Source organism: Actinoplanes subglobosus (assembly GCF_042650585.1).
In the GTDB taxonomy this organism is placed as follows: domain Bacteria; phylum Actinomycetota; class Actinomycetes; order Mycobacteriales; family Micromonosporaceae; genus Actinoplanes; species Actinoplanes subglobosus.
In genome coordinates, this window is the sequence record NZ_JBHSBL010000018.1 from 21,299 (window position 1) to 45,660 (window position 24,362).

Genomic DNA, 24,362 nt, shown 5'->3' on the forward strand with positions numbered 1-24,362 from the left:
TTTGTCGGGATATGTGGTCATTCTAAACCGGCAACTTTGTTTCCAGATCGATCAACCCCTTGTTCTGATCTTGTAGCCTGCGGTACAAAACTGCGCCGGAGTGGTGCTGGACCGTAAGGTGCGGCCCGGCCGCCACATGCAGTTCCGGTCCCACGGGGGAGGTGGGCTGATGACACGAGCACGCATGCCGCGTCCGCACGAGGTTGCTATCGCGCGACGTGACCCGCGGCTGCTCGAGGCGATCGCGCAACGCAGCACCGATGAGGCCTGGCGCACACGCGGCGCCTGCCGGAGCGTGGATCCCGAGACGTTTTTTCCAGCACCCAACGAGCCGTCCGGTGGAGCCATCGCGCTCTGCGGCACGTGCGACGTGCAAGGGCCATGCCTGGCCTGGGCGCTGCAGGTCGGCGACTGTCACGGCGTCTGGGGCGGCACCACGCCCCGGGAGCGCCGGGCCATGCTCGTCGCCTGGCGGGAGCGGATCCAGGCCAACGGTGAGGAGGTCGACGACTCGCCGGACGACGAGGATCGCCGTCTTCTGACGCTCACACCGGTGAGCCGCTGATAGAACGGAGCGCGTGTCGCGCTCCGAGATAACACTGGAAACACCACGCGGCCCCGCCGCCGCGGTCGTCACCGTCCCGTCCGGGCGGGCGCACGGCCTGCTCGTCCTCGGTCATGGTGCCGGGGGCGGCGTCGACGCGCCCGACCTGGTCGCGGTGCACGACGCGGCGGTGGCGGCCGGCGTGCGCGTCGCCCTGGTCACCCAGCCGTACCGGGTGGCCGGTCGGCGTGCGCCCGCACCGGCCGGGCATCTCGACGAGGCCTGGCTCTCGATCGTGGGCGCGTTGCGCGTACCCCGTCTGCCGTTGATCGTCGGTGGCCGCTCCAGTGGAGCGCGCGTCGCGTGCCGGACCGCGACAACGCTGGGTGCCGCGGGGGTTCTCGCGCTGGCCTTCCCGTTGCATCCGCCGGGCAAGCCGGAGAAGAGCCGGGCCGGCGAGCTGCCGGTGGCCGTGCCGACGCTCGCGGTGAACGGGGACCGGGATCCGTTCGGTGTGCCGTCCCCGGGCGGGACCGTCGAGGTGGCCGTTCGTCCCGGCGCTGTTCACGATCTGCGAAAGGATCTCCCGGGCACAGTGGAGATCGTTCTGGAGTGGCTGCGCCGCCATTCCTGGGCGCGCTGAGAAACGTGAAGGGAATGCACGGACCGGCCGCAGACGTTATCCAGCTGGACAGACGTCAGCGGAAGGGGTTGGCCAGTGGGTGTCGGGAGCGTCGAGCGCGACGGCCGGGAGGCGGTCCGGGTGCGGGACCTTCTGGGTTCCCCCGAGTGGCCCGCGGTGGAGACGACGCCGGTGGCGCAGCCGGTGAGCGTGAGCACACCGGCGGTTTTCGAGAGCGTTACAGGGGCACTACCCGTATCCTCGGCGGGGCGGTCGAGGGGAGAGTCCAGGGTGGCCCAGAAGGAACGAACGGACGAGCGCCGGGCGCGCTTCGAGCGTGAGGCGTTGCCGTTCGTCGACCAGTTGTATGCGGCAGGCCTGCGGATGACCCGTAACCCTGCCGACGCCGAGGATCTGGTGCAGGAGACGTTCCTCAAGGCGTTCTCCGCGTTCCACCAGTTCGAGCAGGGTACGAATCTGAAGGCCTGGCTCTACCGGATCCTGACGAACACGTACATCAACTCGTACCGGCGCAAGCAGCGTCAGCCCGTGCAGGCGCCGACCGAGGAGATCACCGACTGGCAGCTCGCGTCGAGCGAGTCGCACACGTCGCAGGGTCTGCGGTCGGCCGAGACCGAGGCGCTGGACCGGCTGCCGGACAGCGACATCAAGGAAGCGCTCCAGTCCCTGCCGGAGGACTTCCGGCTCGCCGTCTACCTCGCCGATGTCGAGGGTTTCTCGTACAAGGAGATCGCCGACATCATGGGCACGCCCATCGGAACGGTCATGTCACGCCTGCACCGCGGCCGGCGTAACCTGCGCAAGCTGCTCGAGCAGTACGCGGTGGACCGGGGCATCACCCGGACCACGACCTCCGAGTCGCAGGGGGCGTGACGACATGGGCCACGAATCCAACGAGCACGACACCGACTGCAGCATCGTCCTCAGCGAGGTCTACCTCTACCTGGACCTGGAGTGCTCCGAGGAGCGGCGGCTGCTGATCCAGAAGCACCTCGACGAGTGCTCCGGCTGCCTGCGTGAGTTCGGTATCGAGCACGAGGTGAAGGCGCTGGTCGGCAGGTGCTGCGGCGACGAGCGGGCGCCGATGGAGCTGCGCGAGCGGTTGCGCAGCAAACTCGGCCAGCTGGAGGTCCAGACCGAGACGCGCGAGTTCCTAGCCTGATCATCATGCGAAAGGCCCGGCGTGATCGCCGGGCCTTTTCGTTGTCAGCTGTTGGGGCGCTTGCCGTGGTTGGCGCCGCTCTTCTTACGGGCCTTCTTCTTGCGGGCCTTCTTCGCCATGTCGGCTCTCCTGTCCGTGGTGCTTGAACTCGCTGCCGATCGTAATGGGCGCGTCCGGCCGGGCAGGACTCGCCCGCACCACAACCGTGGTTTGATGGCGTCACCGAAAGCTGACGAGGGAGGCACTGACCATGGCGGACGAGATCCGTGCCGAGATGGTGGCCAATGTGTGGAAGGTCGTGACGGCGCCCGGCGCCACCGTCGCCGAGGGGGACACGCTGGTCATCCTCGAGTCGATGAAGATGGAGATCCCGGTGATCGCCGAGAGCGACGGCACGGTGTCCGAGCTCGCGGTCAACGAGGGAGACGTGGTGCAGGAGGGCGATCTGATCGCGGTGATCTCCTAGGCGCGGCGTCCAGGGAAAGGCGGCCTAGTCCCGCCGCCAGCGCAGCAGTGACCGTCCCCGGCCTCGCTGGCGGGGGACGGCCGGCACCCGGAGCGTGGCCGCGGCCAGCTCCCGGGTGGGCCGGTCCAGGCCGGGCGCGGCCAGCGCCAGCTCGGCCACCGCGCGGGCGGACGGGCCGGAGGTGGTCTCGGTGACCCGGCCGGCGACCGCCGTGGCGATGTCCGCGCGGGCCTCCGGGTCCACCCAGGCGTAGGCGACCAGGGCGAACATCGCCGCCTGGGTCACCCGGTCCACGTCGCCGTCGAGCAGCCCGAGCAGCAGGCGCCGGCGGCTCGACTCGAGCCAGGGCTCCTCGGTGCCGTGGTGCAGCAGGCCGAGGCAGGCCCACACCTCCAGGCCGCTCTGCTGTTCCGGCCGCGCGGTCTCCGGGTGGGCGAGCAGTGCCAGCAGCTCCCACGGCTCGACCAGCACCAGGCCGAGGGCCCGGTCGTAGGCGCCCGGCGGGTGCGGCCAGGTCTGCCCGGCGACCCGCTGGAGACGGCGCAGCGCGTCCGCGGACGGTTCGGCGTTGACCGGCGCCCGACCCGCGGGCAGCGGTGTACCGGCCGGGAGCCCGCCGAGCCACGGGGTGTTCCGGCAGCACTCCTCGAGGTCGGTGTGCTCGTGCGCGTCGTCCGGGTGGTCGCGGATGAAGTCGGCCAGGTCGACCAGGTGCCGGACGTCGCCGTCGGCCCGGTACCGCAGCCGGTGGGCGGTGTGCACCACGCAGTCGAAGGCCGGGTCGCGCTCGAGGGCCAGCTCGGTCCAGCGCAGTGCCTCGTCCAGGCGGCCCAGATCGGCCAGGGTGGCGGCGACGTCGGCGTAGACCGAGAGGTCGTCGGGGTCGTAGGCGACGGCCCGGCGGAGGGCGGCGAGCGCCTCCGGCATCCGGGCGGCGCTGCGCAACGCGTACCCCAGCCAGATCTCGCCGAGTTTGGACGGCTGCGCCCGGGCGCCTCGCCCGGCCCATTCGACGGCGAGGCGGACCTCGCCGAGCCGGCGCGCGAGCGCCGAACCGGCGCCGAGGAGCATGGCGTGCTCACCGTGGGCGGCGACGGCGTGGCGGACGACCGACAGATAGGGACGCAGTGGTCCGACGGTCTCGGTCGGCGCCGGGTCTCCGACGGCGGTGCAGAGACGCATGACGGTACGCGCCAGCTGCCCCGGATCGATGCGGGCGCCGAGTGCCGGCTCCGCCACCCACGGCACGCCGGCCCAGTCGAGCGCCGGGGTGTGCCCACTGGCCGCGGCGAGCAGTGGCAGACCCTCCTCGGGGCGACCGGCGGCGGCGAGCAGATGTGCCCGGGCGGCGAGCCGGCCGACCGGCGGGTGCGGCTCCACGGGGAAGAGGTCGAGCCCGCCTCCGGATCCGGCGGCCAAGCGGCTGAGCAGCTCGTGGATCTCGGGCAGGGTGGGTGCGTGGGCCAGTGCCGCGGCGAGATGCCCGGCGGCGGAGACGGTCTCGCCGGCGTCCAGGGCGGCGCGTGCGCGCGCGAGGTCACGGCGGGCCGATGGGCGGGAATCCACGAGTGAAGACCCTAGGGGAAGAGACGCCGATTGTCAGTCCTCACGTTTGCTCATTCGTGCACGAAACCTTGACCAAGTAAGCTTGTTCTTGCAAGACTGCGCACAGAATGCGCATGAGGCGCGCGAGAAGGGGAGGATCACGTGACACAGCGAGGCCAGGGGATGGCGCAGGACATCGCGGAACAACCCGCCGGTTTCGCACGGCTCCTGGAGGACGGGCCGTCCGCGGCCATCGCCGAGGTCGCCGCGGAGGTCGCCCGCCGGGCACCGCGCAGCGTCCTGTTCGTCGGCCGGGGCACCTCCGACCACGCCGCCCTCTACGGCGCCTACCTGGCCGAGATCCGCCTCGGCCTGCCGGTGGCCAGCGCCTCCCCGAGCGCGATCACGCTCTACGGCGCCCGCCCCGATCTCACCGGCACCCTGGTCATCGGCGTCAGCCAGAGCGGTGGCTCGCCCGACCTCACCGGTGTGCTCAGCGTCGCGCGGGAGACCGGCGCGCTGACCCTCGCGCTCACCAACAACCCCGACTCGCCGCTGGCGCGGGCGGCCGAGCTCTCCATCGACGTGGTCGCCGGGCACGAGCGTGCCGTCGCCGCCACCAAGACCTACACCGCCGAGCTGCTCGCGCTGCTCATCCTGGTCGAGGGCATCCGCGCCGGTGACGGCCGGCTGCCGGCCGAGGAGCGCGCCGCGCTGGAGAAGCTGCCGCAGCTCGCCTCCGACGTGCTGGCCGACCGCTCCGCCACCGAGCTGGCGCAGCGCTACCGGTTCGCCGCGAGCCTGGTCGCCACCGGGCGGGGCTATGCCTACCCGACCGCCCGGGAGACCGCCCTCAAGCTGATGGAGACGTCCTACCTCCCGGCGCTCGCCTTCTCCGGCGCCGACCTGCTGCACGGCCCGCTCGCCATGGCAGACCCGGACGTCCCGGTTCTGGCCGTGGTCGGCGACGGCCCCGGCGGCCGGTCCATGCGTGACGTGGTGGCCCGGCTCGGTGAGCGCCGCGCCGACGTGGTGACCATCGGCGGCTCCGACGTCGAGGGCGCCTCCGGCCGACTCGCCGTCCCGGCCGTCGACGAGCGTTACGGGCCGCTGCTCGACATCCTGCCGTTGCAGCAGCTCGCGCTGGCCCTGTCGCTGGCCCGCGGCGAGGACCCGGACGCGCCCCGTGGGCTCAAGAAGGTCACCACGACTCTTTAGAAACACGGACATGGCAGGCTGGGGCCGTGTCCACCCTGCGCGATCTCGTCGAAGAACACACCAGCCTCAGCTCGGCCGACATCGACCACCTGCACCGCATCGCCGGTGACTGGCAGCTGCTGTCCGACCTCTCGTTCGCGGACCTGCTGCTCTGGGTGCCGATCAAGGGCGAGCCGCGGCGGCCGCGGGAGTTCCTCTGCGTCGCGCAGGTGCGGCCCACCACCGCGCCCACGGCGTACCAGGACGACCAGGTCGGCAAGATCGTCGGCGGGCCGGAAGTGGCACACCTCGACGTCGCCATCACCCAGGAGCGCATCTGGCGTGAGGGCGACCCGGTCTGGTACGGCGACACCCCCGCCCGCCACGAGGCCATCCCGGTCCGGCTGCGCGACGCCACCGACCTGGAGGAGGCGCTCAGCGAGGTGATCGCGGTGATCGGCCGCGACACCAACCTGAGCACCGCGCGCACGCCCAGCCAGCTGGAGCTCAACTACCTGACCACCGCCGACGACCTGGCGCAGATGGTGGCGGACGGGACGTTCCCGCCGCCCCGTCTGCCCGGGGAGATCACCTCGGCGCCACGGGTCGGCGACGGCCTGATCCGGCTCGACGCCTCCGGCAAGGTGACCTACGCCAGCCCCAACGCCCAGTCCGCCTACCGCCGGCTCGGGTTCAACGCCCACCTCGTCGGCGAGGAGCTGGCGAAGCTCTCCAGCCGGCTCTCCGGCGACCCTCTGGAGGGCAACGACGCGTCCGAGCGGATCCTGGCGTCCCTGCGCGGCGAGTTCCCGGCCCGCATGGAGGTGGAGGCCCGTGGGGCCACCGTGCTCACCCGGGCGCTGCCGCTGCTGCCGGCCGGTGTCCCGATCGGCGCTCTCGTGCTGGTCCGCGACGTGACCGAGGTGCGCCGCCGGGAGCGGGCCCTGATGACGAAGGACGCCACCATCCGGGAGATCCACCACCGGGTGAAGAACAACCTGCAGACCGTCGCCGCGCTGCTGCGCCTCCAGGCCCGCCGGGTGGACGCCCCGGAGGCCCGGATGGCGCTGGAGGAGTCGGTGCGCCGGGTCGCGTCGATCGCCCTCGTCCACGAGACCCTGTCGATGTCCAGCGACGAGGCGGTCGAGTTCGACGGCATCGTGGACCGGGTCGCGTCCGCCGCCACCGAGGTGGCCACCACCGGCGTGCCGGTCAAGATCCGCAGGGAGGGCACCTTCGGCGTGCTGCCCGCCGAGATCGCCACCTCGCTCGTCATGGTCCTCAACGAGCTGCTGATCAACGCGGTCGAGCACGGTTTCCCGGAGCCCGAGGAGGACGCCGAGCCCGCCACGGCCACCGGCGGGGGCGAGGCGGTCGTCTCCGCCCACCGGTTCCGCAAGCAGCTGCACGTGACCGTCGCCGACAACGGGCGGGGCCTGCCGGAGGGCTTCAAGTTCGAGGGCAGCAACCGGCTCGGCCTGCAGATCGTGCGGGCGCTGGCCACCGGCGAGCTGCGCGGCAGCATCGAGCTGCGCAACCGGGCCGGTAGCGGCACCGAGGCGGTCCTGGTCGTCCCGCTCGGCAAGCGCTGAGATGCCCGGCTTCCCCTGATCGACGACGAACGGGGGCGAGCCCTAGCGGGCGGGCTCGCGCTCCAGCAGGACCAGCGTGCCCTTGGTCTTCTTCCAGATACCGATCTGCCGGTAGTCGGTGCTGAGCGTCGGCGCCAGCCGGCCCGCGTCGTCCAGCGGCTTCCCGGTCTGCCACTGACGGAAATACCAGACCCGTCGCACGCCGGCCAGGCACGGGGCGGGATCGGCGCACTCCAGCGGTGCCAGCTGGCCGGCCACGTCCGCCGGGGTCTGGGCGAGGACGTCGATCGGCTTCGGCTTGCCGCGAAGCTGGTACTCGATGCCGGCGCGCAGACCCCAGTTGCCGACCTCCGCGTACACGATCGCGTCGCCGGGCTGCTGTTTCGCGGAGATGATCCGCGCGAGGGCACGGTAGTCGGCGCCGATGTGGGTGGCCGGGCCACGGATCGTCAGCTGGTCCGGCACCGCGGTCGCGGCGACCAGGGCCAGCACCAGGACGGCACGGACGCGGAGGCCGTGCAGCGCGGCCGCAGCGCAGAGGGCGAACGCGGGCAGGACGAACAGCACGTAACGGGGCACCCAGACCGGGTCGGTGAAGAACGAGGCACCGATCAGGGCCGCCGGCGGGACCACCGCCAGCACTCCCAGCTCCCGGATCAGCGCACGGTCCGGCCAGCGGGCGGCCAGCGCCAACCCGATGATCACCAGGCTCCCGACCGCGGTACCGAACATCGCGGCCGGCGCACCCAGCACCGTCCGGACGCTCATCTCCTCGATCCAGGACAGCTGACCGCCGCGCTGGGTGGCGCCCAGATAGACGAACGGCGCCAGCGGCAGCAGCGCCGCGAAGGTGGTGGGGAACCACCAGAAGATCGGCTTCTCCCGGCTCAGCCACCAGCGCGACACCACGATGTAGAAGTGGGCGGCCAACATCAGCAGCGCGAAGATGTGGGCCAGGCCGGTCAGCGTGACCGTCAGCCCGTACAGCAGCCAGCGCCACCAGCGGTGCCGGTCCACCGCGTTGTACAGCAGGAGGGTCGCGGTCGTGGCGAAGAGGAACGCCAGACCGTAGGCCCGCGCCTCCTGCGCATACCAGCTCAGCTGGGGGACGGCCACGAGCAGCAGGCCACCGAGCAGGCCGACACCGGAACCGAACAGGCGCCGGCCCAGCTCACCGGCGACGCCGACGCCGACGGCCACCGCGATCAGCGACGGCGTCCGCATCGCGATCTCCGAGTCGCCGAAGACAGCCGTCCAGTAGTGCATGAACATGTAGTAGGGCGCGATCACCCCGTCCAGGTGGCCGGCCTGGTCGACGATCTGGCCCGGGGTCCGCTGGCTCACCAGCCAGGTCGCGCTCTCGTCGCGCCCCAGTGACGGGTTGCCCATCCGGAAGCGGCCGACCAGCAGCATCAGCAGCGCCGGGACCAGCGACGGGATCAGCGCCCGGAGCGTCGAGACGGTCGGCAGGCGACGGGGAGCCGGGCCGGCCAGGGTCCGGGGCGGCGAGTCGTCGCTCAGGGTTTGAACAGCCATCTCCGACCTTCGGCGTGCGTCCGGGGGTAATGCGAAGCGAACCTTACCGGGCGCTGGTCGATGGATGAGAACCCGGAGACGCGCGGGCGAACGCCGGTGAACGACGTGGTGCGGTTGGCCACACTCCCGGAATCTGGACCTCTCTAGCCGACTTTACGTTCCCGTGAGAGTCTTATCGACATGACCGCTGCAGTTGACCGCCGCTTCGTGGCCCGCCGCCACGTTGACTACGGCCGTGTCCGCAGCGCGATGTGTCCGGCTTCCTGACGACGCCCGATTTCCCGTTCGGGTGTGCGACCGCCGGGCCCGACTCCTGACACAGACGTCACGAGCCTCCTGAAGGGCCGTGAGCGGCACCGCGCGCCCACGAAACCCGGAGGAACGCCGAAATGGCGCCCAGCAACACTCCCGCTGCAAGGCCGGCCGCCCGCCCCCGCAAGGCGCGTGGCGAGGGTCAGTGGGCGCTCGGACACCGCGAGCCGCTCAACCCGAACGAGCGCAGCAAGAAGGACGACAACCCTCTCAACGTGCGGGCGCGGATCGAGAACATCTACGCGCACGGCGGCTTCTCCTCGATCGACCCCGCCGACCTGCGTGGCCGTTTCCGCTGGTGGGGCCTTTACACTCAGCGCAAGGCCGGTATCGACGGCGGCCGCACGGCGGTGCTGGAGCCGGAGGAGCTCGAGGACGAGTACTTCATGCTCCGGGTCCGCATCGACGGTGGCGCGCTCAGCCTGGCCCAGCTGCGGGTGATCGCCGGGATCGCCACCGAGTTCGCCCGTGACTCGGCCGACATCACCGACCGGCAGAACATCCAGATGCACTGGATCCGGGTCGAGGACATGCCGGAGATCTGGCGCCGCCTGGAGTCGGTCGGGCTGCAGACCACCGAGGCGTGCGGCGACTGCCCGCGCATCGTGCTCGGCAGCCCGGTCGCCGGGGTGTCGGTCGACGAGGTGATCGACGCGACGCCCGCGATCGACGAGATCGTCAAGCGGTACGTCGGTGACCCGCGCTACTCGAACCTGCCGCGCAAGTTCAAGTCGGTCATCTCCTGGCTGCCCGACGGGCCGTACCAGGCCAACGACATCGCCTTCGTCGGTGTCGAGCACCCCGACCACGGCCCCGGCTTCGACCTCTGGGTCGGCGGCGGCCTCTCCACCAACCCGCGGCTGGCCGAGCGGCTCGGCGTGTGGGTGCCGCTGGCCGAGATCCCGGACGTCTGGGAGGGCGTCGTCGGGATCTTCCGGGACTACGGCTACCGCCGGCTGCGCCATCGGGCCCGCCTCAAGTTCCTGCTCGCCGACTGGGGCGTGGAGAAGTTCCGCGAGGTCCTGGAGAAGGAGTACCTCGGCCGGGCGCTGATCGACGGGCCGTCGCCGGACCTGCCGGAGAAGCCGATCGACCACATCGGCGTGCACAAGCAGCGCGACGGGCTCAACTACATCGGGGCGGCGCCGGTCGTCGGCCGGTCCTCGGGCGAGCAGCTGACCAAGCTGGCCGACCTGGTGGAGAAGCACGGGTCGCAGCGGGTGCGGCTCACCGCGTACCAGAAGCTGCTGGTTTTGGATGTCGCCGACGACCAGGTGGAACCGCTCGTCGAAGGTCTCCGCGCGATCGGGCTGGAGGCCCGGCCGTCGGCGTTCCGCCGCGGCACGATGGCCTGCACCGGCATCGAGTACTGCAAGCTCGCGATCGTCGAGACCAAGGCCCGCGGCGAGGAGCTGGTGGCCCGGCTCGAGGAGCGGCTCAAGGGCTTCGACAGCGACCTGTCGATCCACATCAACGGCTGCCCCAACGCCTGCGCCCGCACCCAGGTCGCCGACATCGGTCTGAAGGGCCAGCTCGTCCTCAACTCGCACGGCGAGCAGGTCGAGGGCTTCCAGATCCACCTCGGCGGCGCCCTCGGCATGGCCAAGGGCGAGACCGCCGGTTTCGGGCGCAAGGTCCGCGGTCTGAAGACCACGGCCGAGGAGCTTCCGGAGTACGTGGAACGCGTCGCCCAGAACTACCTGGACGGGCGGGACGGTTCCGCCGAGACGTTCGCCAACTGGGTCCTGCGCGCCGACGAGGAGCTCCTGAAATGAGCGAGACCAGGCAGCCACCCATGTACTGCCCCTACTGCGGTGACGAGGACCTCCGTCCCAACGAGGCCTCGCACGGCGCCTGGGAGTGCCGTTCCTGCGTCCGCGTCTTCTCCGTCAAGTTCATCGGCCTTCTGTCCAAGGGAGTGAGCAGCACATGAGCAGCCTCCTCAACGCCTCCGGTCTGGGCCTGGTCAACCTGGGCGGGCCCGTCGTCAGCGCTGATCCCGAACGTCGTAAACCTGCCGAACTCCAGGCTCTCGCGGTCGCTGCGGCGGCGGATCTGGAGGGCGCGCCCGCCGAGGAGATCGCCAAGTGGGCGACCGACACCTTCGGTGAGCGGTTCTGTGTCACCAGCTCGATGGCCGACGCCGTCGTGGCCCACCTCTTCTCCCGGGTCTCCCCCGGTGTGGACGTGGTCTTCCTCGACACCGGCCTGCACTTCCCGGAGACCCTCAAGGTCCGGGACACCGTCATCCGCACGATGAACGTCAACGTCCGCTCGATCCGGCCGCGCCTCACCGTCGGCCAGCAGGACGGCGAGTACGGCCCCCGCCTCTTCGCCCGCAGCCCCGACGAGTGCTGCTTCCTGCGCAAGGTGGAGCCGCTGGAGCGGGCCCTCGCGGAGTACGACTCCTGGGCCACCGGCCTGCGCCGCGACGAGTCGCCGACCCGGGCCAACACCCCGGTCGTCGCCTTCGACGCCAAGAAGGGCAAGGTGAAGGTCAACCCGATCGCCGCCTGGACCCAGGACGACGTGGACGCCTACATCAGCCGGTGGAACGTGCCGGTGAACGAGCTGTTCAAGAAGGGCTACGGGTCGATCGGCTGCTGGCCGTGCACCCGCCGCACCAAGGCCGGCGAGGACCCGCGTGCCGGTCGCTGGGCGATGTTCGAGAAGACCGAATGCGGTCTGCACGTCTGACCGTCGTCCTGGTCGCCCACGGCAGCCGTGATCCCCGCGCCGCCGCGTCGACCTCGTCGCTGGCCCGGGCGGTCGCCCGGGCCCGGCCGGACTGGCGGGTCCGGGCGTCGTACCTGGACCACGCCGGGCCCCGGCCGCTGGACGTGCTGGCGGCCCTGCCCGGCGGGTCCCGGGCGGTGCTCGTCCCGCTGCTGCTGACCGCCGCCTACCACGGACGGGTCGATCTGCCCGCGGTGATCCGGGACGCCTCGTCCCTGCCGGTCCTGGTGGCCGCCACCGACGTCCTCGGGCCCGCGTCGCCGCTCCTCCTCGCCGCGGTCGCCCGCCGTCTTCCGCAGGACTCTCTCGATGCCGTCGTGCTCGCCGCCGCCGGCACCCGGGACGACGCCGCCCGCCAGACCGTCGTGGATGCCGCCGCGGCTCTGGGGAGGCGTCTGGGTCTGCCGTCGGCCGCCTCCTGCGCCTCCGGGCCCGGAGAGCGGGCTGACGAGGCTGTCCGGCGGCTCAGGGGCGCCGGTGCGCGCCGCATCGGGATGGCTGCCTACTTCCTGGCGCCCGGGCTGCTCTACGACGCGTCGGTGCGGGCCGCCCGGGAGGCTGGGGCGGTCGCGGTCGCCGAGCCGCTGGGGGACGTGCCCGAGCTGGTACGGCTGGTGGGTTCCCGGGTCGAGTCGGTGCTGTCCGGGTCGCTGGCCGCCGCGGCCTGAGGCCGGCCGTCCCGCCTGATTTCCCGCCCGATCCCCGCGCTTGATGCCCCGCCTGGTTCTCGTCGCGGTCACTGAACCCGGCTGGTCGTCACCGCCGTCTCAGTGCCCCGGATCTCTTCCTGAGAGATGGCTGGCAATATTCACTTGACTTCGTAGCTCTGGGTAACGACCACTCTGCGCTACGCGACATTCGGCGGGATTCGCATCGAGAAGACGATCGTCCAATGCGGAGTGTGCGGGAGTCGCGACTCAAAGCGTCAGGTGCGGCATTTCGAGATCATTAAGCGGGTTCGTGGAAACGTACCGTGATCGAATTGGCGCACAATGGAGTGGAGCGCGCTGTGAGGACTCCGAAACAGCAAGACGCCCCGGTGCCGTAAGGCCCGGGGCGCGAATGCTGTGTGGGGGATTGATTTCAGGCGGTAGGAGCTCCGACCCGGAGGCCGCCACGACGCTTGACCGCGCGCCGCTCGTCTTCGCTCATCCCGCCCCATACGCCGGCGTCCTGTCCAGACTCGAGTGCCCACGAGAGGCATTCCTCGGTCACCGGGCACCGCCGGCACACGGCCTTGGCCTGCTCGACCTGCAGGAGCGCCGGTCCACTCGTCCCGATCGGGAAGAACAGTTCGGGGTCCTCGTCGCGGCAGATCGCATCGTGACGCCAGTCCATGGCGGCAAACTCCTTGTTTCGGATGGGGTAATGAAAACAGTGCTGTTTACCTATATGCGAGCGCAGTGGTTGGCGACGGCTTGTGCCCGTACGCTCACCGGTGCGTCAGCAAGCTTTTGTTGTTGGCGCCGTTCTGCGCTTCTTGATTAGGAACGCGCACATGTGGCAACCGGTTACTTCTTATCGCTTGTGAATGCTTTCACGAACTCACGCGTTGTCAAGGGTAGCGCCGGAAGTTTCTCCCGGTGGGTGAGCTGGCTCACGCACCCATATGTCCGGTTCCGCCGCTGCTGCCAGAGCCGGTTGACGAACGCTCCCATCAATGTAGTACGGTCCCGGCCACTTCGCAGACCTTTTGCCCGTGTTTCTGTAACGGATCGTGAGCACGTGTCCCGGAACACGTACCCCCGAGTCAGCAGATCACACGTAGCGCAGATGGGACGGACACGAAGTGCACCTTCTGTCGTTCACCCAGATAGTCACCGTCCAGCTGGAATGCCTGGGGCCGGGACGACACCACGGTGAACTCGTCGATGTCATGCAGACGTAACACCTGTTTACCTCGCGGATCTGCCGCCCGCCACGCGAGTTGTGTCACCGTCCGCGCGCTGCGAGCGATCGTCAGACGTCGCAGCGCCGCCACGTCGAGCCCGAGATCGAACGAGGCGTCCGGATTCAACTGGACAGGGCGCTCACCGACGTACGTCCAGGGCGCGGTGTTCTGCACGATCACCGTGCTCAATGCCGTGTCCGGAGTCTCACCCGGCCGTTCCAGGGTCAGCGGCGGATCGCCCCGGTCCATCCCCAGGAAGAACTGGCTCACCGTCGAGCGCATGTAGAGCGCCGGCGTCGACGTGCGGCCCCGCAGCCGGGCCTGCTCCACCCGCCGGATCGTCGCCGCGTCCCAGCCCAGGCCGGCGGTGAAGGTGAAGTAGCGGTCGTCGGCGCGGCCCAGCCCGATCACCCGGTGCCGGCCGTCCCGCAACCCGTCGAGGATCACGCTCGTCCCGTCCGCCCAGTCCCGCGGCATGCCCAGCGCGCGGGCGAACACGTTCGTCGATCCACCCGGAACCACGGCGAGTGCCGGAAGGCGGTCCGCGATCGGGCCCGGCAGCCCGGCGAGCGCGGCCGGCGCGGTGAGCAGGCCGTTCACCGCCTCGTTCACGGTGCCGTCACCACCCAGTGTCACCACCAGGTCGACGCCGCTCTCCGCAGCATCCCGCGCCAGCCGCGTGGCGTGGCCGCGGCGCTCGGTGTGCACCACCGAAAGTTCCACGGCACTGCTCAGCGCGCGCACCAGCACATCACGGCTGCGCTCCGTGGTGGTCGTCGCCCGGGGGTTCACCACCAGCAGTGCGCGCATGCGCGGGACTGTACCCGCCGGAACCCGATAAAGCTGCCGTATGGTGCAGCGGTGCCCAGCGTTCCCACCCTCGAATGGGGGGTCCGGTTGCTCTACCTGCAGAGCGCCGGACTCGCCGCGCTCACCGCGTACCTCATCGTCCTTGATCTGACCCGCGACAACGTGGTCATCGCCGTCGCCGCGTCGCTCACCGTGATGGCCGCCCTCGCCGCGGCCGCGGTCTTCCTCGTCGCACGGGCCCTCGGCCGCCGCTCCGTCCGCGCCCGCGGGCCGGCCGTCGTCGTGCAGCTGTTCCTGCTCGCCACCGGCGGATTCCTGATCCAGTACGGCACCATCTGGGCCGGGGTCACGCTGCTCGCCCTCGGGACCCTGACGGCCGCCCTGATCCTGGTTCCACCCAGTAGCCGAGCGTTGGGCGTCGATTAGCGGGTCTAGGGAAGCGGATCAGGGCCTAACCTGGACGGGTGACCGGTTCAACGGTGCGCCCACCCGCGTATCAGCAGCTAGCGGACGAGTTGCGCGCGGAGATCACGTCCGGCCGTCTGCAACCCGGCGAGCGACTCCCACCCGAACCCGAGCTCTGCGTCAAGATCGGCGTGAGCCGGAGCACGGTCCGGGAGGCGCTGCGCCTGCTCGCCAGCCAGCACCTCATCGTCACCACCCGTGGCGTCACCGGCGGCAGCTTCGTCGCCCATCCCGACGCCGAACAGCTGGCCGACGGTCTGTCCACCGGGTTCGCCCTGCTCACGCACTCCGCCGCGGTCGGTCTCGCCGACCTGCTGGAGCTGCGTCGCGCCCTCGAGGTCCCGGCCGCCGGCCTGGCCGCGATCCGCCGCGACGAGGGCCACCTCACCGAACTCCGCAGCGCGCTCTTCGACCCCACCATCGACGACTTCACCACCATGCTGGCCGCCCATGCGATCTTCCACAAGGCGATCGCCAAGGCCTCCGGAAACCCCCTCTTCGAACTGGTGGGGCGACCCATCTACCAGGCCAGTTACGGGGAGGACGTGATCGGCACGCTCCCCGACGACTATTGGTTCCGCATCGACGTCGATCACCGCGCGATCATCGACTGCCTCACCGTCCGCGACGCCGACGGCGCCACCCGGGCGGCGGCCGCCCACCTCGACTACATAGCGCAGGCGGTGCGCTGACGGCGTGTCCGATTTCGATAATCCCTTTGCGGTACGCCGTCGGCCGCCCCCAACCGCAGCCACGCCTCCCGTGGCAGTCCCCGCGAGAGGTTGCCCACTCCCGGCCGCGACGCGACCGCCGGGCTGATCCGGCGAAACGGCTCACGGCCGGCACGGAATCCCAGTGGGGCCAGCTCTGTGGGTGCGGTCCCGGCTTGCGGGTTCGAGTCTGTAAGGCGGTGACCAGCGGCCTTGCCCCGGTGGTCGCGTTGCGGCCGAGAGTGGGCAGTTCCCGTGCGGGACCGCCACGGGAGGTGTGGGTGCGCTTGAGGTGGCGGACGGCGTACCACCGCGGGGTTTAGAACTCGGTGCGCCTCGTGAGGAGGCGGATGGTGGCGTGGCGGCCGTTGGCCTCGGCGGCGGCCGACGTGGTGAGGGCGGTCAGCACCTTCCACGCGAACGACGACTCCGATGGCAGGCGCGCGCCGCGGACGGTCGCCACTGTCACCTCGACGGTGAGGGCGTCGTCGGTGACGGCGAAGCGGCACTCGAGCTCGGCGTTACGGGTGGCGATGGCCAGCAGCATGGCGCACGCCTCGTCGACGGCGATGCGCAGGTCCTCGATCTCGTCGAGGGCGAAGTGCAGGCGGGCGGCGAGGCCCGCGGTGGCCGTCCGGAGGACACCGAGGTAGCCGCCGTCGGCGGGCACCGTCAGTAGTACGACATCGTCTCCGACGTCCGGCTCTGTCTCCGTCAACTGGGTCACCCGAGCCCTCCTCCCGATGGAGAGACTGTAGCGGCTGAACGACGCAACGGAACCACCTGGTGACCGACTGGCCGGTCCGGCCGTCGGCGGCCGGTGCTCGGTAAGGAGCGCTCCGGCCGCCGGGTGGCCGTCACGGTCAGCCCTGCTTGGTCTCCCAGAAGATCTTGGAGATCTCCTCGATCTTGCCGAGCAGCTGGTCGGCGACCGCCGGGTCGACCTGACCCTTGGCGCCCGCGGCGCCGGCGAGCTTGGTGGCCTCGTTGAAGAGCTGGTGCAGGTGCGGGTACTTCTCGAAGTGCGGGGCCTTGAAGTAGTCGGTCCAGAGCACCCACAGGTGGTGCTTGACCAGCTCGGCCCGCTGCTCCTTGATGAGGATGGCCCGGGTGCGGAACTCGGGGTCGGTGTTCGCCTGGTACTTCTCGGCGATGGCCTTGACCGACTCGGCCTCGATCCGGGCCTGGGCCGGGTCGTAAACACCACACGGCAGGTCGCAGTGGGCGCTGACCACGGTACGCGGCGTGAGGAAACGCGGAAGTCGCATCAGGACTCCTCCATAGAGTTTGCGATGATCCGAGGTTGACACTACCCCTTACGCCCATGCCGTAACGCGACGGAGGCTTGATGCCGTGAGGTGGCAATTACCACTGTTCGCCGTGCTCGTCCACGGGCCCTCGATGGTCCCGACGCTCCGTGCCGGGGACGCTCTCGTGGTCCGCCGGGGCGGCCGGGTGCGTGCCGGTGACGTCGTCGTGGCCGAGTTCCGGTCGCGCCCGGGCCTGCTCGTCGTCAAACGCGCGGTCGCCGAGCGTGACGGAGGGTGGTGGCTTCTGGGTGACAACGAATTCGTCCATGACGATTCGCGTGCTCACGGCGTCGCCGATGTCATCGGGCGTGTGATATTTCGCTACTACCCGAGACCGTTCCGGTTAAGTTAGTGTCCTCTGATCCCCAGCGCACACCCGCGCTGGAGGTGGTTGTACCGGGTGATCCCCGCATCGCACCGCGGTTCCGGCGCATACTCGCGACCGGGATTCCAGCAGGTGCCACGTATCAATGTCGATGCATTGTGGAGTTTCACCGTGTCTTACTTCAGTTTTGAACTCGATCCCGCCCTGGCCGCCGACCCCGTCTTCGACCTGCACCGCAGGGGCAAGATGACGATGAGCGCGACCGTCCCGCTGGCCAGTCGTGACGACCTGTCGCTGGCGTACACCCCCGGTGTCGCCCGGGTCTGTGAGGCGATCGCCGAGGACGAGGCGCTCTACCCCGACTACACCTGGACGTCGAACACGGTCGCCGTGGTCACCGACGGATCCGCCGTCCTCGGCCTCGGCAACATCGGGCCGAAGGCCGCCATGCCCGTCATGGAGGGCAAGTCGGTCCTGTTCAAGCAGTTCGGCGGCGTCGACTCGATCCCGATCGTCCTGGACACGCAGGACGTCGAGGGCATCATCGCGACGGTCAAGGCGATGGCCCCGTCGTTCGGCGGCATCAACCTGGAGGACATCAGCGCGCCGCGCTGCTTCGAGATCGAGCGCCGTCTCGACGCCGAGCTCGACATCCCGGTCTTCCACGACGACCAGCACGGCACCGCCGTCGTCACGTTGGCCGCTCTGCGCAACGCCGCGAAGCTGCTCGGACGCTCGTTCGGTGACCTGCGCGTCGTGATCAGCGGGGCCGGCGCGGCCGGTGTCGCGATCACGAACACGCTGATCGCGGCGGGTGTCGAGGGCGCCAACATGATCGTTGTCGACTCGCGCGGCATCATCCACGCCGAGCGTGGCGACCTGAGCGGGATGAAGGCGGAGATCGCGGCGGCCACGAACGTCTCCGGGCGTTCCGGTGGGATCGCCGAGGCGCTGATCGGTGCGGACGTGCTCGTCGGCGTCTCCGGCGGCAACATCCCGGAGGAGGCCCTGACCGGCATGGCGCCGGGCGCGATCATCTTCGCGCTGGCCAACCCGACGCCGGAGGTCCACCCGACGGTCGCGCACAAGTACGCGGCGATCGTCGCGACCGGTCGCAGCGACTTCCCCAACCAGATCAACAACGTCCTGGCGTTCCCCGGCATCTTCCGCGGGGCCCTCGACGTCCGGGCCGGCACCATCACCGACCGGATGAAGGTGGCGGCGGCCGACGCGATCGCCGCGATCGTCGCCGACGACCTCCGCCCGGAGGCGATCGTGCCGTCGCCGCTGGACCCGCGGGTCGCCCCGGCGGTGGCTGCCGCCGTCGCGGCCGCTGCCATCGAGGACGGCGTGGCCCGCCGCGCGGTCGCCCCGGCGGCCCCGGCCGTCACCGCTGCCCCGGCCCCGGTCTCTCCGGCCCCGATCTCCGCGGCCCCGATGACCGGGGCCCCGGACTCCGCGGCCCCGGTCTCGGCGGTCTCGGGTAAGGCTCAGCGCGCCTGAGATATCGACGCACGTCGCGCCGCCTCGCCCGCCCGGCGAGGCGGCGCGTTGCGTTAACGGTCGCTAAGGTCGGGAGATGCGCGCTGCCTATGCTTCCGCCCTGAACCCGGAGGAGCCGCTCAGCGGCCTGACCCTGGGCGAGCTGCCGCTCGCCGTCCCGGACGGATGGGTGCCCGTCGACGTGCGGGCCGCCTCCCTCAACCACCACGACATCTGGTCCCTGCGTGGGGTCGGGCTGCCGGCCGACCGGCTGCCGATGATCCTCGGCTGCGACGCGGCCGGTGTGGACCCGGACGGTAACGAGGTCGTCGTCTATCCGGTGGTCGAGGACAAGGCGGACCCACGCGGCTTCTCGCTCTTCTCCGAGCGGCACCCGGGGACGCTCTCCGAGCGCCTGGCCGCGCCCCGGGAGAACCTGATCCCCAAGCCGGCGGGGGTGTCCTTCGCCGAGGCCGCCTGCCTGCCGACGGCCTGGCTCACGGCGTACCACATGCTCGTCACCCGGGGCCGGGTCGCCGACGCCGGCGCGGTGCTGGTCCAGGGTGCCGGCGGCGGCGTCGCCACCGCGGCGGTCGCGCTCGCCGCGGGTCTGGGCAAGAGGGTGTACGCGACCAGCCGCGACCCCCGTAAGCGGGAGCGCATCGCCGAGCTCGGTGCGACCGCCGTGGAGCCGGGTGCCCGGCTGCCGGAGCGCGTCGACCTGGTGATCGAGTCGGTCGGCGCGGCCACGTTCGACCATTCGATGAAGTGTTCGGCCCCCGGCGCCCGGATCGTGGTGTGCGGTGCGACCGCCGGGCATCGGGCCGAGATCGACCTGCGCCGGGTGTTCGCCATGCAGCTGGAGATCCTGGGCAGCAGCATGGGCACCCCGGACGAGCTGGCCGCCCTGCTGGACCTGGTGGCCTCCGGAAAGGCGCGCCCGGTGATCGATTCGACCTATCGGCTGGCCGAGGCCGGCCAGGCGTTCGCGAGGCTGGCCGGCGGCGACGTCTTCGGCAAGATCGTGGTCGAGCCCTAGAGGGACGCCGGGAGATCACTCGGAGGGCGCTAGAAAGTGCTCACCAGGCCGTCCTGCGGCAGTCGCTGCCTGGCGGCCTGGTCGCCGTTGAGGGTCCAGCGCCAGAAATCCGTGGTGGTGGCGGCGACGAGGGCCGGTTCGTCGCGGTGCGGCAGGTGGCCGCCGTCCGGGATCTCCAGGAAGCCCTTCGGCCACGGGACCTCGTTGTACGCCCCGTACGCCTGCTCGTAGGTGACGGTCTCGTCCTTCTTGCCCTGCACGAACAGCAGCGGCGCGGCCGGCCCGGTGAAGGGGGAGGGCTGCTCCATCTGGCGGCCGGCGATCATCAGGCCGGCCCTGAGGCGGGCGTCGCGGGTGCCGCTGAACAGGCCGACCGTGGTGATGGCGCCGGCCGAGTGCCCGGCGGCGGCGATCCGCTGCGGGTCGACCCGGTCGCCGAGCGCCGTGAGCAGCTCGGTGATCACGTGTTGCGCGTCGGCGGGCTGGTTGACCACGTCATCCGCGTCGTAATCAGGTGCTTCGTACCAAGTATGTGGATATTTCGGACCGGCCACCAGGAAACCCGCCGCCGCCCAGGCGGCCAGGAGGTCCGCGTAGTCATCAGGCTGGGAGGTGAGTCCGTGACTGAAATAGATCAGTGGGTGCGGGCCGCTCCCAGCGGGCAGCCAGACCTTCGTCGGCAGGGGCCGGTCGCCGCCCCGGTCGAACGCGAACTCCCGGGCGGGTGCCGACGCGGCCGGCGAGGGCGGCGAGGCCGGCGACGACGAGCAGGCGCTCAGCCCGGCGGCGGCAGCGAACAGGGTGAGGAAGGAACGGCGCAGCACGCGGGCCATTGTGCCGTCCGAAGATCAGAAAACCCTGGTAGAGCGGGGTTGCCGACATCACACGGGGTCCGCCGAACAGGTGCCGCGCTTAGCGCGTCGGGACCCGGTTGGCTAGGGTCTTGCCCATGTCGGATAACCAGGTCGACCCCAGTGGCAACACCGAGGCGTTCCGGGCGTTCACCCGCACGGGGCCGGAGGCCGAGGCGCCCTCCAAGATCCCCTATCTGATCGGCGGACTCGTCGCGGTCGTGCTGATCGCGGTGATCGTGGTGCTGCTAGTCCGCTGACCCGATAGCCTTCCGCGCCTCCGAGGCGATCTCCAGTTCCTCCTCGGTCGGCACCACGCACACCGTGATCGGCGAACCGTCCGGTGAGATGACCGTGGCGTTGCGCTCGTTGCGGTCCGGGTCGACGGCGATGCCGAGTGGCTCCAGACCGGCGAGCGTCTTCGCCCGGACCGGCCGCGAGTTCTCGCCGACTCCGCCGGTGAAGGTGATCGCGTCCACCCGGCCCAGCACCGCGAGGTACGAGCCGGTGTACTCGCGGATCCGCCGGCAGTAGACGTCGAAGGCGAGCGTGGCGTCCGGGTCGCCGGCCTCGTAACGCTCCTGCACCGTCCGCAGGTCGTTGTCACCGGCCAGCCCGAGCAGTCCGGAGCGCCGGGTCAGCATCTCCTCGATCTCGTCGATCGGCAGCCCGGCCACCCGGTGCAGGTGGAAGATCAGACTCGGGTCGATGTCACCCGACCGGGTGCCCATCACCAGGCCCGGCAGAGGCGTCATACCCATCGAGGTGGCCACGCTGCGGCCGCCGCGCACCGCCGTCGCGCTGGCCCCGTTGCCCAGGTGCAGGGTGATCACATTCGTCTCGCCGGCCGGGCGGCCCAGCAGCCGGGCGGTCTCGCGGGACACGTACGCGTGTGACGTCCCGTGGAACCCGTACCGCCGCAGCCCCCATTTGGCCGCCACGTCCCGGTCGATCGCCCACAGCGCACCCTCCGGCGGGATAGTCGAGTGGAACGCCGTGTCGAAGACGGCCACCTGCGGGACGTCGGGCAGCAGCTCACGGGCCACCCGCAGCCCGGTCAGCGCGGCCGGGTTGTGCAGCGGGGCGAGCGGGATCAGTTCCTCGATGGTGGCCAGCACCTCGTCGTCGACCACCGTCGACGCGGTGAACCGGTCACCGCCGTGCACCACCCGGTGCCCGACCGCGGCCAGACCGGACAGGTCCAGCTCGTCCATCAGCCGCCGCAGCGCGGCCCCGTGGTCGGCCGCGTCGCCGCCGGCCTCGCCGATCCGCTGGATCAGGCCCTTGGCCAGCACCTCCGAGCCGTCGAAGAGCCGGTAACGCAGCGACGACGAGCCGCTGTTGAGGACGAGTACCCGGGTCATCTCGCTCCCGCCTGGATCGCCGTGATGGCGACCGTGTTCACGATGTCCTTCACGGTGGCGCCCCGCGACAGGTCGTTGACCGGTGCCCGCAGGCCCTGCATCACCGGACCGACCGCGACCGCGTTGGCCGACCGCTGGACGGCCTTGTAGGTGTTGTTCCCCGTGTTCAGGTCGGGGAACACGAAGACGGTGGCCTTGCCGGCGACCGCGCTGCCGGGCAGCTTGGCGGCGGCGACAGCCGGGTCGATGGCCGCGTCGTACTGGATCGGGCCCTCGACCGGCAGGTCCGGCCGGCGCTCGCGGACCAGCGCGGTGGCGGCGGCGACCTTGTCCACATCGGCACCGGCACCCGAGCTGCCGGTCGAGTAGGAGAGCATCGCGACCCGCGGCTCGATGCCGAACGCGGCCGCCGTCTGTGCCGACGACAACGCGATGTCGGCGAGCTGCTCGGCGTCCGGGTCGGGGTTGACCGCGCAGTCGCCGTAGACCAGCACCCGGTCGGCGAGCAGCATGAAGAACACACTGGACGCGACGGTCAGGCCGGGCACCGTCTTGATGATCTCGAAGGCGGGGCGGATCGTGGCCGCCGTGGTGTGGGTGGCGCCGGAGACCATGCCGTCGGCCAGCCCCGCCGCGACCATCAGGGTGCCGAAGTAGTTGACGTCGCGAACCACGTCGTACGCCAGATCGAGGGTCACCCCGCGGTGTCTGCGGATCTCCGCGTAGCGCTCGGCGAACCGCTCCCGCAACTCGCTCGAACCGGGGTCGACCAGGTGGGCGCCGCCGATCTCCACACCGATCTCGCGGGCCCGCCGGTTGATCTCCGACGGGTCGCCGAGCAGGGTCAGATCGGCCACGCCCCGGCGCAGCAGCGTCTCGGTGGCCCGCAGGATCCGTTCCTCGGTCCCCTCCGGCAGCACCAGGTGGCGGCGGTCGGCACGGGCCTTGTCGATCAGATCGTTCTCGAACATCAGCGGCGTCACCCGGCTCGACCGGGCCACGTCGAGCAGCCGGGACAGCTCGGCGGTGTCCACGTTCTCCTCGAAGACGCCGAGCGCCGCCTCGATCTTGCGCGGGGTGCTGAGCTGCGCGGTGATCCGGTCGGCGGCGGCGATCGTGTGATAGCTGTCGGTCTTGGTGACCAGCATCGCCAGCCCGGTGTTGAGCCGCTCGATCACCCGGACCGCGCGCTCGTCGGCCGGCTCGCCGAGAGTCAGGACCAGCCCGGCCAGCGTCACATTGCCGGCCGCGTGCGCCGCGCTGGCCGCCACCAGCAGGTCGGCCCGGTCGCCCGCGGTGATCAGCAGCGCCCCGTCGGTCAGCGCACCCAGCACGGTCGGCACCTGCCCGGCACCGACGACGTAGTCGAGCACGTCACGCTCCAGGGCGCCGGCCGAACCGGCGAGCACCTCGGCGTCCAGCGCGGCGGCCACCTCACCCACGGTCGGCGCGGCGATCGCCGCCACCTCCGGCATGGCCCAGAACGGCACCGGCAGCCCTTCGGGCCGGGCCAGAGAGACCCCTTGCGGCACCCGGTTCGCGATCACCGCGGCGACCGTCGCGCCGAGATCCACCAGCGAGTGGTACGCACTCCGCGCGGCCGCCGCCAGCGACTCCGCCGACCGCCCCTCACCACTGACCACCGGAACCACGACACTGCCGAACTCGGTCGCGAGCCGTGCGTTGAAGGCCAGCTCCCGCGGCAGCTCCTCGCGGCCCTCCTCGGGTTTGTCGCTGAAGTCGCTGCCGATCACCACGACCGCGCTGCTGCGCCGCTCGACCTCGCGATAACGCTCGACGATCCGGCCGACCAGCTCCTCCCGCCGCCCGTCGGCGACCAGCGCGGACGCCTCGGCCACGGTGACGCCGGACGACTCCTCGACACCGACCGGGCCGGGATAGCGGGCGCGCAGGACGGTGAGCAGCGGATCCTGCCCTGTCCCGGCGACCAGTGGCCGGAAGACGGCCACCTTGGCGACCTGACGGGACAGCAGCTCGACGATGCCGAGTGCCACTGTCCCCTTGCCGACGGACGGGCCCAAGCCCGCGACGTACACACTGCGTGCCACGCCTTCAACCTACCGGCCCGGAACCTGGCGGGCCGGGCCGAAAGTCCCGATCAGCGGATGACCCGGATCACCGGATCACTCGTCGTCCTCGTCGTCGCGGGCCAGCCAGGTGGCGAGACGCTCGATCGGGGTCTCGAACTCCGGGTTCATGTCGACGAAGGTGCGCAGCTGCTCACCGAGCCACTCCAGCGTCACGGTCTCCTCGCCACGCCGCTGGACCAGTTCCTCGATGCCACGATCGGTGAAGTACATGCCTGGATCGTAAAAGGGCCGCCCCGGTCTCCCGGAACGGCCCCTCTCACGATCGCTCAGA

28 protein-coding genes are annotated in these 24,362 nt (G+C 70.8%); 17 read left to right on the plus strand and 11 right to left on the minus strand.

Going from position 1 to position 24,362, the window contains the following annotated elements; translation table 11 throughout:
- Positions 1-169 precede the first annotated feature (169 nt).
- From ACFO0C_RS21985 to rsrA, 4 genes are all read left to right on the plus strand, one after another.
- Positions 170-565, plus strand: coding sequence for a WhiB family transcriptional regulator (locus tag ACFO0C_RS21985; protein WP_378068551.1), 396 nt, complete (start codon positions 170-172; stop codon positions 563-565).
- Between the two features lie 13 nt (positions 566-578).
- Complete coding sequence (locus tag ACFO0C_RS21990) at positions 579-1,187, plus strand: alpha/beta hydrolase family protein (RefSeq protein ID WP_378068552.1); 609 nt, start codon at positions 579-581, stop codon at positions 1,185-1,187.
- 75 nt (positions 1,188-1,262) lie between these two features.
- Positions 1,263-2,060, plus strand: coding sequence for a sigma-70 family RNA polymerase sigma factor (locus ACFO0C_RS21995; protein ID WP_378068553.1), 798 nt, complete (start codon positions 1,263-1,265; stop codon positions 2,058-2,060).
- 4 nt (positions 2,061-2,064) lie between these two features.
- Positions 2,065-2,349, plus strand: a complete 285-nt coding sequence (rsrA, locus tag ACFO0C_RS22000; protein ID WP_378068554.1) for a mycothiol system anti-sigma-R factor — start codon at positions 2,065-2,067, stop codon at positions 2,347-2,349.
- A gap of 44 nt (positions 2,350-2,393) precedes the next feature.
- On the opposite strand, the gene ACFO0C_RS22005 is transcribed toward rsrA, so the two are convergent.
- A complete protein-coding gene (locus ACFO0C_RS22005; protein WP_369700219.1) occupies positions 2,394-2,468 on the minus strand; it encodes a 50S ribosomal protein bL37 in 75 nt (24 codons plus the stop codon).
- Between the two features lie 125 nt (positions 2,469-2,593).
- Between ACFO0C_RS22005 and ACFO0C_RS22010 the strand changes: the two genes are divergently transcribed.
- Positions 2,594-2,815, plus strand: coding sequence for a biotin/lipoyl-binding carrier protein (locus ACFO0C_RS22010; protein WP_360337668.1), 222 nt, complete (start codon positions 2,594-2,596; stop codon positions 2,813-2,815).
- Positions 2,816-2,839: 24 nt separating this feature from the next.
- Here the strand turns inward: ACFO0C_RS22010 and ACFO0C_RS22015 are convergent, their stop codons facing one another.
- Positions 2,840-4,381 carry a hypothetical protein gene (locus ACFO0C_RS22015; RefSeq protein WP_378068555.1) on the minus strand — a complete coding sequence of 514 codons (1,542 nt, stop codon included), beginning with the start codon at positions 4,379-4,381 and terminating at the stop codon, positions 2,840-2,842.
- Positions 4,382-4,543: 162 nt separating this feature from the next.
- Here ACFO0C_RS22015 and ACFO0C_RS22020 point away from each other — a divergent pair, with 162 nt between their 5' ends.
- Together ACFO0C_RS22020 and ACFO0C_RS22025 are read left to right on the plus strand one after the other, a co-directional pair.
- The gene (locus ACFO0C_RS22020; RefSeq protein ID WP_378069117.1) at positions 4,544-5,578 is read left to right on the plus strand and encodes an SIS domain-containing protein; all 1,035 of its coding nucleotides are present in this window, start codon (positions 4,544-4,546) and stop codon (positions 5,576-5,578) included.
- Positions 5,579-5,604: 26 nt separating this feature from the next.
- On the plus strand, positions 5,605-7,149 hold the full coding sequence (locus ACFO0C_RS22025) for a sensor histidine kinase (RefSeq protein WP_378068556.1): 1,545 nt from the start codon (positions 5,605-5,607) through the stop codon (positions 7,147-7,149).
- A gap of 42 nt (positions 7,150-7,191) precedes the next feature.
- Here the strand turns inward: ACFO0C_RS22025 and ACFO0C_RS22030 are convergent, their stop codons facing one another.
- The gene (locus ACFO0C_RS22030) at positions 7,192-8,685 is read right to left on the minus strand and encodes a glycosyltransferase family 39 protein (RefSeq protein ID WP_378068557.1); all 1,494 of its coding nucleotides are present in this window, start codon (positions 8,683-8,685) and stop codon (positions 7,192-7,194) included.
- A 389-nt stretch (positions 8,686-9,074) separates the two neighbouring features.
- Between ACFO0C_RS22030 and ACFO0C_RS22035 the strand changes: the two genes are divergently transcribed.
- From ACFO0C_RS22035 to ACFO0C_RS22050, 4 genes are read left to right on the plus strand one after another with little or no spacing between them, the layout of a single operon-like run.
- Positions 9,075-10,772, plus strand: a complete 1,698-nt coding sequence (locus ACFO0C_RS22035; RefSeq protein WP_378068558.1) for a nitrite/sulfite reductase — start codon at positions 9,075-9,077, stop codon at positions 10,770-10,772.
- A complete protein-coding gene (locus tag ACFO0C_RS22040; protein ID WP_378068559.1) occupies positions 10,769-10,930 on the plus strand; it encodes a hypothetical protein in 162 nt (53 codons plus the stop codon). The genes ACFO0C_RS22035 and ACFO0C_RS22040 overlap by 4 nt, the downstream gene beginning before the upstream one ends.
- Complete coding sequence (locus ACFO0C_RS22045) at positions 10,927-11,694, plus strand: phosphoadenylyl-sulfate reductase (RefSeq protein ID WP_378068560.1); 768 nt, start codon at positions 10,927-10,929, stop codon at positions 11,692-11,694. Before ACFO0C_RS22040 ends, ACFO0C_RS22045 begins: the two co-directional genes overlap by 4 nt.
- Positions 11,676-12,401 carry a sirohydrochlorin chelatase gene (locus ACFO0C_RS22050; protein WP_378068561.1) on the plus strand — a complete coding sequence of 242 codons (726 nt, stop codon included), beginning with the start codon at positions 11,676-11,678 and terminating at the stop codon, positions 12,399-12,401. Before ACFO0C_RS22045 ends, ACFO0C_RS22050 begins: the two co-directional genes overlap by 19 nt.
- Before the next feature lie 415 nt (positions 12,402-12,816).
- Here ACFO0C_RS22050 and ACFO0C_RS22055 read toward each other — a convergent pair whose 3' ends face one another.
- Positions 12,817-13,071 carry a WhiB family transcriptional regulator gene (locus ACFO0C_RS22055; protein ID WP_093619131.1) on the minus strand — a complete coding sequence of 85 codons (255 nt, stop codon included), beginning with the start codon at positions 13,069-13,071 and terminating at the stop codon, positions 12,817-12,819.
- Between the two features lie 412 nt (positions 13,072-13,483).
- Positions 13,484-14,434: a diacylglycerol/lipid kinase family protein gene (locus ACFO0C_RS22060; protein ID WP_378068562.1), complete on the minus strand. Its 951-nt coding sequence runs from the start codon at positions 14,432-14,434 to the stop codon at positions 13,484-13,486.
- Between the two features lie 51 nt (positions 14,435-14,485).
- Between ACFO0C_RS22060 and ACFO0C_RS22065 the strand changes: the two genes are divergently transcribed.
- Both ACFO0C_RS22065 and ACFO0C_RS22070 read left to right on the plus strand, forming a co-directional pair.
- Entirely contained in the window at positions 14,486-14,860 is a 375-nt protein-coding gene (locus ACFO0C_RS22065; protein WP_378068563.1) for a hypothetical protein, read from the plus strand.
- Positions 14,861-14,898: 38 nt separating this feature from the next.
- Positions 14,899-15,591: a FadR/GntR family transcriptional regulator gene (locus ACFO0C_RS22070; RefSeq protein ID WP_378068564.1), complete on the plus strand. Its 693-nt coding sequence runs from the start codon at positions 14,899-14,901 to the stop codon at positions 15,589-15,591.
- 337 nt (positions 15,592-15,928) lie between these two features.
- Here the strand turns inward: ACFO0C_RS22070 and ACFO0C_RS22075 are convergent, their stop codons facing one another.
- Both ACFO0C_RS22075 and sodN read right to left on the minus strand, forming a co-directional pair.
- Entirely contained in the window at positions 15,929-16,336 is a 408-nt protein-coding gene (locus tag ACFO0C_RS22075) for an anti-sigma regulatory factor (protein WP_378068565.1), read from the minus strand.
- Between the two features lie 136 nt (positions 16,337-16,472).
- Entirely contained in the window at positions 16,473-16,877 is a 405-nt protein-coding gene (gene sodN, locus ACFO0C_RS22080) for a superoxide dismutase, Ni (RefSeq protein ID WP_378068566.1), read from the minus strand.
- Positions 16,878-17,010: 133 nt separating this feature from the next.
- Between sodN and ACFO0C_RS22085 the strand changes: the two genes are divergently transcribed.
- The 3 genes from ACFO0C_RS22085 (at position 17,011) to ACFO0C_RS22095 (ending at position 19,765) form a co-directional block, all read left to right on the plus strand.
- Positions 17,011-17,271, plus strand: coding sequence for a S24 family peptidase (locus ACFO0C_RS22085; RefSeq protein WP_378068567.1), 261 nt, complete (start codon positions 17,011-17,013; stop codon positions 17,269-17,271).
- Positions 17,272-17,415: 144 nt separating this feature from the next.
- A complete protein-coding gene (locus tag ACFO0C_RS22090; RefSeq protein ID WP_378068568.1) occupies positions 17,416-18,747 on the plus strand; it encodes an NAD(P)-dependent malic enzyme in 1,332 nt (443 codons plus the stop codon).
- Positions 18,748-18,823: 76 nt separating this feature from the next.
- The gene (locus ACFO0C_RS22095; protein ID WP_378068569.1) at positions 18,824-19,765 is read left to right on the plus strand and encodes a zinc-binding dehydrogenase; all 942 of its coding nucleotides are present in this window, start codon (positions 18,824-18,826) and stop codon (positions 19,763-19,765) included.
- A 29-nt stretch (positions 19,766-19,794) separates the two neighbouring features.
- Here ACFO0C_RS22095 and ACFO0C_RS22100 read toward each other — a convergent pair whose 3' ends face one another.
- On the minus strand, positions 19,795-20,589 hold the full coding sequence (locus ACFO0C_RS22100; protein ID WP_378068570.1) for an alpha/beta hydrolase family protein: 795 nt from the start codon (positions 20,587-20,589) through the stop codon (positions 19,795-19,797).
- 125 nt (positions 20,590-20,714) lie between these two features.
- On the opposite strand from ACFO0C_RS22100, the gene ACFO0C_RS22105 reads away from it, so the two are divergent.
- Complete coding sequence (locus ACFO0C_RS22105) at positions 20,715-20,876, plus strand: hypothetical protein (protein ID WP_378068571.1); 162 nt, start codon at positions 20,715-20,717, stop codon at positions 20,874-20,876.
- On the opposite strand, the gene ACFO0C_RS22110 is transcribed toward ACFO0C_RS22105, so the two are convergent.
- The 3 genes from ACFO0C_RS22110 to ACFO0C_RS22120 all read right to left on the minus strand — a co-directional run bounded on the left by ACFO0C_RS22110 (position 20,865) and on the right by ACFO0C_RS22120 (position 24,301).
- On the minus strand, positions 20,865-21,980 hold the full coding sequence (locus tag ACFO0C_RS22110) for an acetate/propionate family kinase (RefSeq protein ID WP_378068572.1): 1,116 nt from the start codon (positions 21,978-21,980) through the stop codon (positions 20,865-20,867). The genes ACFO0C_RS22105 and ACFO0C_RS22110 overlap by 12 nt on opposite strands.
- Positions 21,977-24,049, minus strand: coding sequence for a phosphate acetyltransferase (gene pta / locus ACFO0C_RS22115; RefSeq protein ID WP_378068573.1), 2,073 nt, complete (start codon positions 24,047-24,049; stop codon positions 21,977-21,979). The genes ACFO0C_RS22110 and pta overlap by 4 nt, the downstream gene beginning before the upstream one ends.
- 75 nt (positions 24,050-24,124) lie before the next feature.
- Positions 24,125-24,301, minus strand: coding sequence for a DUF6104 family protein (locus ACFO0C_RS22120; protein WP_173476669.1), 177 nt, complete (start codon positions 24,299-24,301; stop codon positions 24,125-24,127).
- Positions 24,302-24,362 lie beyond the last annotated feature (61 nt).